This window comes from Bradyrhizobium sp. YR681 (assembly GCF_000282615.1).
Lineage (GTDB): Bacteria > Pseudomonadota > Alphaproteobacteria > Rhizobiales > Xanthobacteraceae > Bradyrhizobium.
Genome location: NZ_AKIY01000204.1, coordinates 32,130 through 45,328, shown reverse-complemented (window position 1 = coordinate 45,328; position 13,199 = coordinate 32,130). Strand labels below are relative to the sequence as shown.

13 protein-coding genes are annotated in these 13,199 nt (G+C 65.0%); 9 read left to right on the top strand and 4 right to left on the bottom strand.

Annotation, left to right across the window (positions count from 1 at the left end; all coding sequences use genetic code 11):
* Nucleotides 1–80 precede the first annotated feature (80 nt).
* From PMI42_RS19535 to PMI42_RS19520, 4 genes are all read left to right on the top strand, one after another.
* Nucleotides 81–467 carry a response regulator gene (locus PMI42_RS19535; RefSeq protein ID WP_008137245.1) on the top strand — a complete coding sequence of 129 codons (387 nt, stop codon included), beginning with the start codon at nucleotides 81–83 and terminating at the stop codon, nucleotides 465–467.
* Nucleotides 468–527: 60 nt separating this feature from the next.
* Nucleotides 528–1,406: a CheR family methyltransferase gene (locus PMI42_RS19530; protein WP_008137243.1), complete on the top strand. Its 879-nt coding sequence runs from the start codon at nucleotides 528–530 to the stop codon at nucleotides 1,404–1,406.
* A 2-nt stretch (nucleotides 1,407–1,408) separates the two neighbouring features.
* Nucleotides 1,409–1,726 (top strand): hypothetical protein, encoded by a 318-nt coding sequence (locus PMI42_RS19525; RefSeq protein WP_008137241.1) that lies wholly within the window; start codon nucleotides 1,409–1,411, stop codon nucleotides 1,724–1,726.
* Nucleotides 1,727–1,865: 139 nt separating this feature from the next.
* Nucleotides 1,866–2,369, top strand: coding sequence for a response regulator (locus PMI42_RS19520; protein WP_008137240.1), 504 nt, complete (start codon nucleotides 1,866–1,868; stop codon nucleotides 2,367–2,369).
* Between the two features lie 34 nt (nucleotides 2,370–2,403).
* On the opposite strand, the gene PMI42_RS39715 is transcribed toward PMI42_RS19520, so the two are convergent.
* Nucleotides 2,404–2,709, bottom strand: coding sequence for a hypothetical protein (locus PMI42_RS39715; protein ID WP_008137238.1), 306 nt, complete (start codon nucleotides 2,707–2,709; stop codon nucleotides 2,404–2,406).
* A 166-nt stretch (nucleotides 2,710–2,875) separates the two neighbouring features.
* On the opposite strand from PMI42_RS39715, the gene PMI42_RS19510 reads away from it, so the two are divergent.
* Nucleotides 2,876–3,511 (top strand): response regulator transcription factor, encoded by a 636-nt coding sequence (locus PMI42_RS19510; RefSeq protein ID WP_008137236.1) that lies wholly within the window; start codon nucleotides 2,876–2,878, stop codon nucleotides 3,509–3,511.
* A gap of 171 nt (nucleotides 3,512–3,682) precedes the next feature.
* On the opposite strand, the gene PMI42_RS19505 is transcribed toward PMI42_RS19510, so the two are convergent.
* The 3 genes from PMI42_RS19505 to PMI42_RS19495 form a co-directional block, all read right to left on the bottom strand.
* Nucleotides 3,683–7,279: a PAS domain S-box protein gene (locus PMI42_RS19505; protein ID WP_035966134.1), complete on the bottom strand. Its 3,597-nt coding sequence runs from the start codon at nucleotides 7,277–7,279 to the stop codon at nucleotides 3,683–3,685.
* Complete coding sequence (locus PMI42_RS19500) at nucleotides 7,257–7,685, bottom strand: response regulator (protein WP_008137232.1); 429 nt, start codon at nucleotides 7,683–7,685, stop codon at nucleotides 7,257–7,259. The genes PMI42_RS19505 and PMI42_RS19500 overlap by 23 nt, the downstream gene beginning before the upstream one ends.
* Before the next feature lie 197 nt (nucleotides 7,686–7,882).
* Nucleotides 7,883–8,587 (bottom strand): GntR family transcriptional regulator, encoded by a 705-nt coding sequence (locus PMI42_RS19495; RefSeq protein ID WP_008137231.1) that lies wholly within the window; start codon nucleotides 8,585–8,587, stop codon nucleotides 7,883–7,885.
* Between the two features lie 91 nt (nucleotides 8,588–8,678).
* Here PMI42_RS19495 and PMI42_RS19490 point away from each other — a divergent pair, with 91 nt between their 5' ends.
* Genes PMI42_RS19490 through araD form a run of 4 tightly spaced genes read left to right on the top strand, consistent with a single transcriptional unit; the run spans nucleotide 8,679 to nucleotide 13,064 of the window.
* Nucleotides 8,679–9,695, top strand: coding sequence for an ABC transporter substrate-binding protein (locus PMI42_RS19490; protein ID WP_008137230.1), 1,017 nt, complete (start codon nucleotides 8,679–8,681; stop codon nucleotides 9,693–9,695).
* Entirely contained in the window at nucleotides 9,695–10,456 is a 762-nt protein-coding gene (locus PMI42_RS19485) for an ABC transporter ATP-binding protein (RefSeq protein ID WP_008137228.1), read from the top strand. The genes PMI42_RS19490 and PMI42_RS19485 overlap by 1 nt, the downstream gene beginning before the upstream one ends.
* An 11-nt stretch (nucleotides 10,457–10,467) precedes the next feature.
* The gene (locus tag PMI42_RS19480; protein ID WP_008137226.1) at nucleotides 10,468–11,331 is read left to right on the top strand and encodes an ABC transporter permease; all 864 of its coding nucleotides are present in this window, start codon (nucleotides 10,468–10,470) and stop codon (nucleotides 11,329–11,331) included.
* Nucleotides 11,328–13,064, top strand: a complete 1,737-nt coding sequence (gene araD, locus PMI42_RS19475) for an L-arabinonate dehydratase (RefSeq protein ID WP_008137224.1) — start codon at nucleotides 11,328–11,330, stop codon at nucleotides 13,062–13,064. The genes PMI42_RS19480 and araD overlap by 4 nt, the downstream gene beginning before the upstream one ends.
* Nucleotides 13,065–13,199: the final 135 nt, after the last annotated feature.

Genomic DNA, 13,199 nt, shown 5'->3' with positions numbered 1-13,199 from the left:
CGTCGATCGCGTGCTCGAACTGAAGACCGAAGTGCAGATGGCTGCGTAAGCCAACGAAACATCGAAGCCGGAGAACCGAAATGAAGACCTGTTTGGTGGTCGATGATTCCAGCGTCGTGCGCAAGATCGCGCGCCGGATCCTGGAAGGCCTGGAATTCGAAGTCACCGAGGCCGAGGACGGTTCCAAGGCGCTCGAGATCTGCCAGCGGCAGCTGCCCGATGCGGTGCTGCTCGACTGGAACATGCCCGTGATGGACGGCTTCGAGTTCATGGGCCACATGCGCCGCCTGCCCGGCGGCGACCAGCCGAAAGTGGTGTTCTGCACCACCGAGAACAACGTGGCTCACATCGCTCAGGCGCTCAGCGGCGGCGCCAACGAGTACATCATGAAGCCCTTCGACAAAGACATCATCGCCGACAAATTCGCTGAGGTTGGTTTGCTCCCGGTCGGACAAGCCATGGTCTGAGTGTGTCTGGCCGAAGTGCTTTGGCCAGAGTGTTCCAGTACAGCTTCGAAGAGGCCATCCGTGACCCCGACCGAGTATGAGTATCTGCGCAAGTTCCTGAAGGACAATTCAGGGCTCGACCTGTCCGCAGACAAGCAATATCTGATCGAAAGCCGCTTGCTGCCGCTGGCCCGCAAGGCCGGGCTCGCCGGCATCAATGATCTCGTGCAGAAGCTTCAGAGCGGCTCGCGCGAGATGATCACCAACGTGGTCGAAGCCATGACCACCAACGAGACCTTCTTCTTCCGCGACAAGGTCCCGTTCGATCATTTCCGCGACCACATCATGCCCGAAGTGATCAAGGCGCGTGCGGGCCGCCGCAGCGTGCGGATCTGGTGCGCTGCCGGCTCGACCGGGCAGGAGCCCTATTCGCTGGCGATGTGCCTGAAGGAGATGGGCGCGGCCCTGACCGGCTGGCGCGTCGAGATCATCGCGACCGACCTGTCGCAGGAGGTGCTGGAGAAGGCCAAGTCCGGCATCTACAGCCAGTTCGAAGTCCAGCGCGGCCTGCCGATCCAGATGCTGATGAAATATTTCAAGCAGACCGGCGAGACCTGGCAGATCAATCCCGAATTGCGGGCGATGATCCAGCATCGCCAGCTCAATCTGCTGCACGATTTCGCCCAGCTCGGCACGTTCGACGTCATCTTCTGCCGCAACGTGCTGATCTATTTCGACCAGGACACCAAGATCAACATCTTCAACCGCCTGGCGCGCCAGATCGAGCCCGACGGCTTCCTGGTGCTGGGCGCAGCCGAAACCGTGGTCGGGCTGACCGACACGTTCCGTCCGATTCCGGAGCGCCGCGGCCTCTACAAGCCGAACGATCCGCGCGCGGCCGCAGCCAAGCCGGCCCTGGCCGGTGTCGCGCCGCGCGTGGCGGTGATGGCGGGACGCTGACGATGGCCGAGGATGGAAAAGGCGGGGAGCGCGTCACGTTCAGTCGCGGCTATGATGTCTGCATCATGGCCATCGACGGCACCTGGCGCCGCGACTGCAAGCTCAACGCCATTTCCGATACCGACGCCATCCTCACGGTCGAAGGCTCGATCCAGGGACTGAACCTGAAGGAGTTCTTCCTGCTGCTGTCGTCCACGGGCCTTGCCTATCGCCGCTGCGAGCTGGTCCGCGTCAACGGCGCGGAGATGGACATCCAGTTCCTGCGCGGCAAGAACCGGAAGAAGCGCGGCGCGGCCGGCGGCCGCGACGAGGCTGCGTGATCCCGGCATAGCCCGTCGCCGCTTTCTGCCGCGTTGGTTCATATTTGCTGAAACTTCCGGATGAATTCGCCGTACCGACTTTACGTCGCCTAAGCGTGAACCGTGTATCCATGACGGGTCTCAATCTCAGGATACGGTAATGCCCAGAAGTTCCCTCTCTCCCGTCACGTCAAACCTGCCCGATGGCACCGAGCGGCGCGCGCTTCAGCTCCTGGTGGTCGATGACGACGCCACGCAGCGCAGCCTGATCACCGTCGCCGCCAAGCAGGCCGGCCACGAGGTCAGTGTGGCGCCGTCGGTGGCGGAGGCGATCGAAAAGCTTCGCGCCGCCCGCTTCGACTGCGTGACGCTCGACCTCGTGCTGGAGGATGGCGACGGCATCGACGTGTTGCGCGAGATGGCGGAGGCGAAATTCGCCGGCGCCGTGATCGTCATCAGCGGCATGGACGGCAAGCGCCGCAGCGCCGCCCGCAGCTTCGCCCGCTCGGTCGGGATCGAGCTTCAGAGCCTGCCGAAGCCGCTCGACCTGGCGGCCCTGCGCATCAGCCTCGCCAATCTCGGCAAGATCGCGATGGGCCTGCCGGCGATCCACACCTGGGGAGGTGTCGCCACCGACGCGATCGTGGAACGGCACCGCGCCTGAGGCGCGGAGCTGCCATGCGATCGGCCGCGGAGTCCTAGGCCGGGTTGCCGGATTCCGACAAACATTGCAGGGCGTGGCCAAGGCCCGCCCGACAGGCATTGAGGGCGGCGCTCGCCGTCGCATAACGCGGCGTGACGTCGTCGAGCACGACGATATCGGCGGAACCGGCCGGATCGCCGCTGCCGTCCGGCTCCAGGCTCGCGTTGATCATGGCTGCGTCGATCAGGCGCATACTGCTCTCGACCTGTGCGATCAGGCAGCGCAGGTCGGCCGCAATCAACTGGCGGCTGTCGGCCTCGCGCGTCGTGACGAGAGGTGGCGCACCGGCAAAATTTAGCATGGATATTCTCCGTCTCCCGCAATTAGGCGCCATGCCGCTACTTGTGCGTTAAGTCCATGTCCCGTACAAATACGGGTGGGCCGAATCCGCGCCGAACGCCATAAAGGTTGGCGCGGACGCGAGTCCTCAATGCCGAATGGACTCTCATGCCAATTGGACATGGCACATGGCCGAACAAACCTCTCGCGGTGAAATCTTCGTAGTCGACGACGACCCTGCCGTTCGCGACACCTTGTCGATGGTGTTGAAGGCGGCGGGCTATGAAGTGATCTGCTTCGCGGACGGCGCAGCGCTGCTCTCAGTCGCGCGAAACCGTACACCCGCTGCGATCCTGCTCGATGTGCACATTCCCGGTAAGTCGGGTCTCGACATTCTGAAGGAGTTGCACGGCGAGGACTATCCGGCCCCGATCTTCATGATCTCCGGGCAGGGCGACATCTCGATGGCGGTGGGCGCCATCAAAAGCGGCGCGCTCGACTTCATCGAGAAGCCGTTCCGCGGCAGCGAGATCGTCGGCCGGCTCGACGAGGCCATCGGCGCCTATGCACGCAGGCAGGCGGAGAACGCCGCGCCGAAATTCGGCTCGCTGCATTTCCCCGGACGCGAGCCGTTGACGCGGCGTGAGCGCGAGGTGCTGGAGCAGTTCGCCGCCGGTGCCTCCAACAAGGAAGCCGGCCGTACCCTCGGCATCAGCCCGCGTACCATCGAGGACCACCGCGCCAACATCATGAAGAAGCTCGGTGCCCGCAACGCCGCCGACCTGATCCGCATCGTGATGACCGCGGCGCAACGCGCGTCGTAAGCGGCGCGCTCTTCTCTCGTGCCCCGGACGCAGCGCATCACGCAGTGGTGCGCTGCAGAGCCGGGGGCCATCATTGCTTCCAGCTAGACGTTGGTTCTGGGTCCCGGCTCTGCACAGCAGCGTCGCACGCTGCGGTGCGTCCGGGACACGAGATTGCGAGCCTCGCCCGATTCAGGCGCTCAGCGCCTTGCGGATGATCCGCGCCAGATCCGATTTGCGATAGGGCTTGGCCAGCAGCAGCACGCCCGAATCCAGCCGGCCGTGATGGATGATCGCATTCTCGGTATAGCCCGACGTATAGACCACCCTGAGATCGGGGCGGGTCTTCATCAGCTCGTCGGCGAGCTGCCTGCCGTTCATCTTGCCGGGCATGATGACGTCGGTGAACAGCAGGTCGAACGGCTTTCCGGCGGCGACGATCGCGAGCGCTTCCGCCGCATTCGCAGCCTGCAAGGTGACGTAGCCGAGCGAATACAGTTGCGCCAGCACGTAGTCGCGCACCAGGCGATCGTCCTCGACCACCAGGATCGTCTCGTGACCGCCCTCGATCGCCGCCGGTGTCACGCCCTCGCCGACCGCCGTCGCGGTCTTGCCGGGCGGCAGGTACATCTTGATCGTGGTGCCGTGGCCTTCCTCGCTGTAGATCTTGATGTGTCCTGCGGACTGCTTGATGAAGCCGTAGACCATCGAGAGCCCGAGGCCGGTGCCCTTGCCTGGCCCCTTCGATGTGAAGAAGGGGTCGAACACCCTGGCCAGCATGCCCGCCGGAATGCCGGTCCCGGTGTCGCTCACGGCGATCAGCACGTAATGGCCGGGCCGGACGTCGTTGACGCTGGCATAGACCTCGTCGAGATAGGCCGCGCCCGTCTCCACGATCAGCTTGCCGCCGCCGGGCATGGCGTCGCGGGCATTGAGCGCGAGGTTGAGGATCGCGGTGGTGAGCTGGTTGGGATCGACGATCGCGACGCAGCTCTCGTCCTCGAACACCGATTCGACCTGGATCTGCTCGCCCAGCGTCGGCCGCAGCAGCTTTGCGGTGTCGATGATCAGCGCGTTGATGTCGATCTCGCGCGGCTGGAGCGGCTGCTTGCGCGCGAAGGCGAGCAGGTGCTGGGTCAGCTCGGCGCCGCGCCCGGCCGCCTCGTCGATCATCTTCGTGATCGCCGCAAGCTCCGGCTCCTTCGCCACAGCGTCGGCCAGGATCTCGATCGTCCCGGTGATGACCGTAAGGATGTTGTTGAAATCATGCGCCACGCCGCCGGTGAGCTGACCGACCGCCTCCATCTTCTCGGCGTGACGGATGCGCTCCTCGGACGCGATCTTGTCGGTGAGGTCGCGATAGAACACGTTGAACAGAACGCCTTCGCGGCGTCTAAGCGCCGTGACGCTCAGCTCGGCCTTGAAGTCCTTGCCGTCGCGGCGGCGGACCATGAGCTCGCGGCGACGGTTGAGCGTCTGGCCGTCCGCGGATTCGAGGAAGCGCGCGAGGCCGACCTTGACCCGCTCGCGCTCGCTTTCGGCGACGATCAGGTCGACCGCGTTCCTGCCCAGCACCTCGTCGCGCCGCCAGCCGAACAGCTCTTCGGCCCGCGAGCTCCAGTTCAGGATGGTGCTGCGTTCGTCGGTCTGGACGAAGGCGTCGAGCGCGGTCTCGACGATGTTGCGCGCGAGCTGCTCGCTCTCGCGCAAGGATTCGTCCGCGAGCCGCGCCTCGGTCATGTCGCGTCCGACGAAGAAGAATCGCTTGGCCTGATCGGACCAGCTGCCGAGCCAGGACAGCCAGACCTCGCGCCCGTCCTTGTGGAAGCAGCGGGTGTCGGCGAGCTTCGGGTGGCCGCCGCGCCTGAGCGCGCGCATTTCTTCGCGGGATAGATCGAGATGGGCGGGATGGATGAAATCGACGCCGCTGCGGCCGATCATCTCGTCGGGCCGGTAGCCGAGAATGGTCTCGCAGCTCGGGCTGACCTGCACGATATGCCCCCGCGAATCCATGATCATGATCAGATCCTGCGAGGTGTCGAAAAGTTGCCGCCGCTCCTCGAGCTGCTGCTGCAGCGTCCGCTCGGCGCGCCGCGCCTCGGTGAGGCTGCGGGCGCTCCCGGAGACGCCGATGATCTCGCCCGAAGGGCCCCTGATCGGCGAGAGGCTGAGCGAGATTTCGACCGGCGTGCCGTCCCTGCGCAGGCGCACCGTCTCGAACCGCTCGATCGGCTCGCCCCGGGCGATCCGCGCCAGATAGTCCTTGCCGTGCTCGCGGCGGTCGGGCGGGACGATGATCGAGGTTGATTTTCCGATCGCCTCGCTCGCCGGATAGCCATAGAGACGCTCGGCTGCGGGATTCCAGCCCGTAATGACGGCATCGAGCGACTGCATCACGATTGCGTCGTCGGATGATTCGACGGCGGAGCTGAACAAGCGCTCGCGCTCCGCATGGTGGCTTCGTGCGGCCTCGGTGCGGCGATGCTCCCGGACCTCGCGCTCGAGGGCGGCCGTTTTCGCCCGCGTCTCCTCGACCATCTGGGCAAAAGCCCGCGCCAGCACGCCGGTCTCGCCGCTTGCATCGACGGGAATGTCGGCTGGCTGTCCGCGGCCGATCGCCTCCACCGCTGCGGTCAGGCGTCCGATCGGGCGCGTCAGGGAGCGCGCCAGCAGCACCGCGAGTGCGGCGGCGGCGAGGACGGCAAGCACGCCGACGAGCAGGGACGTCTTCTGAATGGCGGCCGGCACGCGGCCGAAGACGGACGGGGGAACGATCACGACGATTGCGACCCATTCCTTGCCCGCCAGCAGTGCCGGTGCGATCGCCGCACCGCTGGGTCGGCCCGACCGATTGGTCATGAGGTGCGTGGACAGGGCCGACGTGCCGGCCATGTCGGAAAAGAACGGAAAATCGCTGCGCCAGTTGGCGGGCTGACCGTGCAACGAGCTGAATTCCCGCGCGCGATCGGGATGGACCAGATAGTCGCCGTGCGAATTCACGACGTAAATCTCTCCTCCTGAATTCGTCGAGGAGCGGATGCGGTCGAGTGCCGGACGCATGTCAATATTGGCGATGATGATCCCGAACGGTTTGCCGTCCGGCGTGAACAGCGGCGTCGCCACCCGCAAAGTGGGAACGTGCAGCTCCGTGGTCCCGCCCTGGCGGGTCGCAAGATCGATCGGCGACACATAAATCTCGCCCGGGGCCAGTCGGATCGTCTCTTGAAAATAGGCTCGCTCGCCCTTGCGCTGCAGTTCGCTGTTGGGGACGATCCGCGCTCCCCCGTTCGGGCCGGAGCGATCGACGCGGACCAGTTCGCGCTGGTCGTCGTCAAGGCCGATGATGCGAAACTGCCCGTAGCTGGGCTTGGCCTCGATCTCGGCGGCGAGCCGCGTGGCGATGCGTTCGCGCCAGACCTGCTCCGATACGCCGTCGAGCGCGTCGGTTCCTCCACCGATATGCGCGCGGATCAGGCCGTTGATTGCCGCGGCGGAGCGATAGCCGATCAGATCGCCGCGAACGCCGCCAACGTAGGATTCAAGATTGGTCGCCAGCAGGCGCGACTGGGCTTCGACCCGCTCCAGGACGCGCGGAATGACGGCTTGCGTGATGTTGCGATAGCCCAGCCAGCCGACCGCGGCCACGGTCACCGCGACCAGCAGGATCATTGCGATGGCCAGCCGGGTTGCGAGGGTCATGTTGGCCTTCGCGCCGCGTCGAGAATGCTCCCGACCATTCCGTGATCGCACCTCATGGATGGCCCCGTCATCGGCTGCGGGAGCCGGCATCGGGCTGCGGTGCCGAAGGCGATGGCGCGGATTTCAGGCAGCCGTCGACCGCGGCGAGCAGTGCGTCCGGCCGGAACGGCTTTTGCAGACTCGCCACCGCGCCGAGCTTGGTCGCCATCTTCAGGAAATCCGGCTCGGCATAGGCCTCCGGCGTGATCGAACGGCCGGAGATGACGATGATCGGAATGGCCGGCTGCTGCGCCCGGATGTGGCGCATCGTCTCCAGCCCGTCCATGCCAGGCATGAAGATGTCGAGAAAAAGCAGGTCGAACTGGCTGGCCTCGAACAGCGCCAGTCCCTTGCGGCCGTCGCCGGCAACGGTGACGTGATGGCCGGCCCGCTCCAGAAGCAGCCGGATCGTGATCTGCACGGCCGGGTCGTCATCCACGATCAGGATGTTGGCCACGTCTGAAACCCTCCGGGCCGGATGGGACGTTCCAGCGACCCAAATCAAAGCATCAAATGCGAAATTGTTGCGCGGATTCCATCCAGCCTGCAAGCACTTCGCGGGCGATGCGATGGCTGCTCGCCGCAGGCGAACTTCGCTGCGCTTCATATGCACGATTACGTGCACATACTCTGCGACGACCGGGTGCCGGATGTCTAGTCGGTGAGGTATTCCGGATGGTGGCTCCGGATCCTGTCGAGCTCGCTGAGCGTGCCCGACAGATGCTTGCGCAGATGCTGCTGCGCAGCGTCGGCGTCGGCCGCCTCGATCGCGCGTATGATCAGCCTGTGATGGCGGACGATGTTCTGGGCCTTGCCGGGCGAGGGCAAATGCAACCGGCGCAGCCGGTCGATATGCCCGCTGCGGCTGCGCACCAGCGCCCACAAATCCTGTTTGCCGGCAGCGACGTAGAGCTGGGCGTGGAAGTCGTTGTCGGCGGCCATGAAGGCCTCGAACTCGCCGGCTTTCGCAAACTGCTGCTGCAGTGCGATCGCGTGGTCGAGGCGGATGATCAGGGCTTGATCATGCTGTTCCGCGAGCAGCCGGACGATCTCCAGCTCCAACGCCTGGCGCAGGAAATGCGCCTGCTGGGCGCGGCTGATGTCGATCCGGCTGACCACGGTCGCGTGCTGCGGAAACACGTCGACGAGGCCCTCTTCCTCGAGCCGCATCAGGGCATCGCGCACCGGGGTCGAGCTGATTCCGAACTGGCTGGCGAGCTCGGCGCGTGACAACGGCGCGCCCGGCGGCAATTCCAGCGCGACGATCGCATTGCGCAGCCGCTCGAACACCTGGGGCGCCGCCTGGCGGGCGCGATCGAGCCTTGTGGCGGGTCGTGCCGCGGAGTGGGCTGCTTCCATGTCGGGTCCCGCTTGCCTTTGATGCACTAATATATTAGTGCATCAGCAGGGTCAACGCAGCGCGACGCGCACCCGGAGGAAACACACAACAATGATCAAGCATCTTCGCAGCCAACTCGCGGCCGCCCTCGTCGCCGCAACCGCGCTCTCGGCGTCCACGGCGCAGGCTCAGCAAAAATCCGAGATCTCGCTGTCGCGCCAGCCCGGCATTTTCTACATGCCGAGCCACATCATGGAAAAGCAGAAGCTGATCGAGAAGCACGCAGCTGCTCTCGGCCTGGCGGGCGTCACCACCAAATGGATCACCTTCTCCGGCGGCGGCGCGCAGACCGATGCGCTGCTGGCGGGCGGCGTCGACATTCTCAACACCGGCACCGGCAATCTTCTCTTGCTGTGGGACCGCACCCGCGGCGGCGTGAAGGGCATCGTCGCGACTTCGGCGCAGCCGATGACGTTGATCAGCCGCGACGCCAACATCAAGTCGATCAGGGATTTCGGCCCGAACGACAAGATCGCGGTGCCGACCGTCAAGGTTTCCACGCAGGCGATCGTGTTGCAGATCGCAGCTGCGGAAGCCTTCGGGGCCGATCAATGGTCGAAGCTGGACACCAACACCGTGCAGCTCGGCCATCCCGACGCCTATGCGGCGCTCGCCAATTCCAAGCACGAGGTGCACACCCATTTCTCGATCCCGCCCTTCACCTTCCTGGAGCTGAAGAACGTGCCGGGCGCCCATGTCGTGCTGAGCTCGCCCGACGTGATGGGCGGCCCGCTCAGCCAGGCGCAGTTCTTCACCACGACCAAATTCGCCGACGCCAATCCAAAGATCATCCAGGCCGTGCGCGACGCGACCAAGGAAGCGCAGGATCTGATCCGCAGCGACACCAAACAGGCGGTCGAGATCTACAAGGAGATCACCGGCGACAAGACCTCGGTGGAGGAGCTGCTCGACCTGCTGAAAGAGCCCGGCATGATGGAGTGGAATCTGGAGCCGCAGGGCACGATGAAGTTCGCCGCGCATCTTTTCAAGACCGGCACGCTGAAGAGCCAGCCCAAGGCCTGGACGGACTATTACCTCCCCGTCGCGCATGACCTGAAGGGCAACTGATGGCGCTGCTCGACGTCAGCGGCGTGACGCTGCGCTACAAGACCTCCAGCGCCGTCGTCACCGCCACCGAACGGGTCTCCTTCACCGTCGACAGGTCCGACCGCTTCGTGCTGCTCGGGCCATCCGGTTGCGGCAAGTCGACTTTGCTCAAGGCCGTCGGCGGCTATATGAGCCCGAGCGAAGGCCGCATGACGATCAACAATCGCGAGATCCGCGATCCCGGCGCCGACCGCATGATGATCTTCCAGGAGTTCGATCAGCTGCTGCCCTGGAAGAGCGTGCTCGCCAACGTGATGTTCCCGCTGCTGACCGCGCGAAAGCTGTCGCGCAAGGACGCCGAGGCGCGGGCGCGGTCCTATATCGAGAAGGTCGGCCTCACCCGCGTCGTCGATGCCTATCCGCACACGCTCTCCGGCGGCATGAAGCAGCGCGTCGCGATCGCGCGCGGCATGGCGATGGAGCCTGACATTCTGCTGATGGACGAGCCGTTCGCGGCGCTGGACGCGCTGACGCGGCGGACCTGCCAGGACGAGCTGCTCCAGCTCTGGAGCGAGACCAAGTTCACCGTGCTGTTCGTGACCCATTCGATCGCGGAAGCGATCCGCATCGGCAACCGCATCCTGCTGCTGTCGCCGCATCCCGGCCGCGTCAAGGCCGAGGTGGTCGATGTCGACAAGGTCTCGAACGAGGACGGCAGCGCCGGCCGGCTGGAGAAGGAGATCCATGATCTCCTGTTCGCCGGCGAAGCCACCGCGCATTGAAGGAGCCGGCCATGGGCGAAGCCAGAATATTGCTGCGTGACGCGCCAGTTGCAGCCACCGGAGGCGCAGCCGAGGTCGAGCGCAAGCTCAGCGTGCCCGAACTCTTGTGGAACGACGGATTTGTCCGCAAGACGGTCATCATCCTGTTCCTGGCGGCGGTCTGGGAAGCCTACGGCCTCACCCTCGACAACCCCCTGCTGTTTCCGACGCTGCACGATACGATCGCGACGCTGTGGGACCGCGTCAAGGACGGCACCATTCCGCTGCGCGCCTGGGCCTCGCTGAAGGTGCTGTTCATGGGCTATTCGGCCGGCATCGTGCTCGCCGCCATCTTCACCGTGCTCGCCATCTCCACCCGGATCGGCACCGACTTCCTGGAGACGGTGACGGCGATGTTCAACCCGCTGCCGGCGATCGCGCTGTTGCCGCTGGCCCTGATCTGGTTCGGGCTCGGCAATGGCAGCCTCGTCTTCGTGCTGATCCATTCGGTGCTGTGGCCGGTCGCGCTCAACACCCATTCCGGCTTCAAGAGCGTGTCCAACACGCTGCGCATGGTCGGCCGCAATTACGGCCTGCGCGGGCTGCCCTATGTGGCGAAGATCCTGATCCCGGCGGCCTTCGGCTCCATCCTCACCGGCCTGAAGATCGGCTGGGCGTTTGCCTGGCGCACCCTGATCGCGGCCGAGCTGGTGTTTGGCGTGTCATCGGGGCAGGGCGGGCTCGGCTGGTTCATCTTCGAGAACCGCAACCTCCTCGACATACCCGCAGTGTTCGCGGGCCTCTTGACGGTGATTATCATCGGGCTTTTTGTCGAAAACCTGATCTTCCGCGCCATCGAGCGGAATACCGTCCAGAAATGGGGCACCCAATCATGATCAAGAAGAAAACACCCGACCAGCTCCGCAGCGCGCGCTGGTTCGCGCCCGACGACCTCCGCTCGTTCGGCCACCGCTCCCGCACCATGCAGATGGGCTACGCGCCGGAAGAGTGGAAGGACCGACCCTGTATCGCGATCCTCAACACCTGGTCGGACGCGCAGCCCTGCCACATGCACTTCAAGTCGCGTGTCGACGACGTCAAGCGCGGCATCCTCATGGCCGGTGGCCTGCCGATCGAGCTGCCGGCGCTGTCGCTGTCGGAATCGCTGTTGAAGCCGACCACGATGCTCTACCGCAACCTGCTCGCCATGGATGCCGAGGAGCTGCTGCGCAGCCATCCCGTCGACGGCGTGGTGCTGATGGGCGGCTGCGACAAGACCACGCCGGCGCTGCTGCTGGGCGCGACCTCGATGAACATCCCGGCGATCTATCTGCCGGCAGGTCCCATGCTGCGCGGCAACTGGAAGGGCAAGACGCTCGGCTCCGGCTCTGACGGCTGGAAATATTGGGACGAGCGGCGCGCCGGGAAAATCTCCGACAAGGACTGGCTCGACATCGAAGCCGGCATTGCCCGCAGCTACGGCACCTGCATGACCATGGGCACGGCCTCGACCATGACCGCGATCGCCGAGGCGATCGGCATGACGCTGCCGGGCGCCTCCTCGATTCCCGCCGCCGACGCCAACCACATCCGCATGGCCAGTGAATGCGGCCGCCGCATCGTCGAGATGGTGTGGGAAGATTTGACGCCGAAGGCGATCCAGACCCGGAAGGCGTTCGAGAACGCCATCGCGGTCGCGATGGCCATGGGCTGCTCGACCAATGCGATCATTCATCTGATCGCGCAGGCCCGCCGCGCCGGCCAGGATATCGGCCTCGACGATTTCGAGATCGCCAGCCGCAAGGTGCCCGTGATCGCCAACGTCCGCCCGAGCGGCGATGCATACCTCATGGAAGACTTCTTCTATGCCGGCGGCCTGCCGGCGCTGATGGGCGAGATCAAGCAGCATCTGCATCTCGATTGCATCACCGTGACAGGCAAGACCCTCGGTGAGAACATCGAAGGCGCCGAGGTGCACAATGCCGACGTGATCCGCTCGGTCGAAAATCCCATCTACAAGGAAGGTGCGCTCGCCGTGCTCAAGGGCAACCTCGCGCCCGATGGCTGCGTCATCAAGCCGAGCGCCTGCGCGCCGCGTTTCCTCAAGCACACCGGCCCCGCGCTGGTGTTCGACGACTATCCATCGATGAAGAAGGCGGTCGACGATCCCGATCTGGATGTCACCGAGGACCACATCCTGATCCTGCGCAATGCCGGGCCGCAGGGCGGACCGGGCATGCCGGAATGGGGCATGCTGCCGATCCCGACAAAACTCGTGAAGCAGGGCGTGCGCGACATGGTCCGCATCTCGGATGCGCGCATGAGCGGCACCAGCTACGGCGCCTGTATCCTGCACGTCTCGCCGGAGTCCTATATCGGCGGTCCGCTCGCGCTGGTGCAGAACGGCGACCGCATCAGCCTCGACGTCGCCGCCCGCACCATCAATCTGGATGTGAGCGAAGCCGAGCTCGACAAGCGCCGCGCCGCCTGGAAGGCGCCCGAGCGACGCTTCGAGCGTGGCTATGGCTGGATGTTCACCAAGCACATCAAGCAGGCCAATGACGGCTGCGACTTCGACTTCCTCGAGACCGATTTCGGCGCGCCGATCGGCGAGCCGTCGATTTACTAGCCACCCCTGTCATTCCGGGGCATCGCGAAGCGATGAGCCCGGAATCCATAACCACGATCGGGAGTATGGATTCTCAGGTGCGCAATTGCGCACCATAGCTCGCGCTACGCGCGCCCCGGAATGACGAAAGAGAGA

Coding starts and splice junctions, on each gene's coding strand:
- PMI42_RS19525 (WP_008137241.1), top strand. CDS start 1,409: ATGGCCGAGGATGGAAAAGGCGGGGAGCGCGTCACGTTCAGTCGCGGC.
- PMI42_RS19490 (WP_008137230.1), top strand. CDS start 8,679: ATGATCAAGCATCTTCGCAGCCAACTCGCGGCCGCCCTCGTCGCCGCA.
- PMI42_RS19510 (WP_008137236.1), top strand. CDS start 2,876: ATGGCCGAACAAACCTCTCGCGGTGAAATCTTCGTAGTCGACGACGAC.
- PMI42_RS39715 (WP_008137238.1), bottom strand. CDS start 2,709: ATGCTAAATTTTGCCGGTGCGCCACCTCTCGTCACGACGCGCGAGGCC.
- PMI42_RS19480 (WP_008137226.1), top strand. CDS start 10,468: ATGGGCGAAGCCAGAATATTGCTGCGTGACGCGCCAGTTGCAGCCACC.
- araD (WP_008137224.1), top strand. CDS start 11,328: ATGATCAAGAAGAAAACACCCGACCAGCTCCGCAGCGCGCGCTGGTTC.
- PMI42_RS19505 (WP_035966134.1), bottom strand. CDS start 7,279: ATGCCGGCTCCCGCAGCCGATGACGGGGCCATCCATGAGGTGCGATCA.
- PMI42_RS19535 (WP_008137245.1), top strand. CDS start 81: ATGAAGACCTGTTTGGTGGTCGATGATTCCAGCGTCGTGCGCAAGATC.
- PMI42_RS19495 (WP_008137231.1), bottom strand. CDS start 8,587: ATGGAAGCAGCCCACTCCGCGGCACGACCCGCCACAAGGCTCGATCGC.
- PMI42_RS19485 (WP_008137228.1), top strand. CDS start 9,695: ATGGCGCTGCTCGACGTCAGCGGCGTGACGCTGCGCTACAAGACCTCC.
- PMI42_RS19520 (WP_008137240.1), top strand. CDS start 1,866: ATGCCCAGAAGTTCCCTCTCTCCCGTCACGTCAAACCTGCCCGATGGC.